Annotated in this window: 1 protein-coding gene; it reads right to left on the bottom strand. The window is 56.7% G+C overall.

Annotated features, from left to right (window positions below):
• Positions 1 to 416 (bottom strand): SLC13 family permease (locus tag EN884_RS38250; protein ID WP_206617790.1); only part of this gene is annotated, 416 nt, incomplete at its 3' end.
• Between the last annotated feature and the right edge of the window lie 9 nt (positions 417 to 425).

Here is a 425-nt window from a genome sequence, read left to right as displayed (position 1 = left end):
GTTCCGATCAGCTCCTCTCGCACTCGGGACACTACGATGTTGGGTGATGTTCCCACCTGCGTCATTAGTCCGCCGAGCAGTGACCCGAATGCCATGGGCATCAGGAATATCGAGGGTGAAATGTTAGACCGGCGCGCGAACTGGAAGGCGATCGGAATCATGATAGCGAGCGCCCCGATATTCTTTACAAAGGCAGAGAGGATCGTGACCACGATCACCAGCAGCGCCAGTTGCGACCGAACTCCCGATAATTTCGGAGCAAAGCGCTTGATCGCTGCCTCCATGATTCCCGAGCGTGCTATCCCTGCGCTCACCAGCAGAGCACTGCCGACAATAACCACGATATCGTCGCTGAACCCGCTGAAGGCTTCGTCAAAAGGCACAATGCCAACCGTGACAGCAAGCAACAGTGCCACAGCCGCGAC

It is taken from the genome of Mesorhizobium sp. M7A.F.Ca.AU.001.01.1.1 (genome assembly GCF_004022735.1).
Taxonomy (GTDB): domain Bacteria; phylum Pseudomonadota; class Alphaproteobacteria; order Rhizobiales; family Rhizobiaceae; genus Mesorhizobium; species Mesorhizobium ciceri.
The sequence above is the reverse complement of the archived record's forward strand: the minus strand, read 5'-3'. Positions and strand labels throughout refer to the sequence as shown.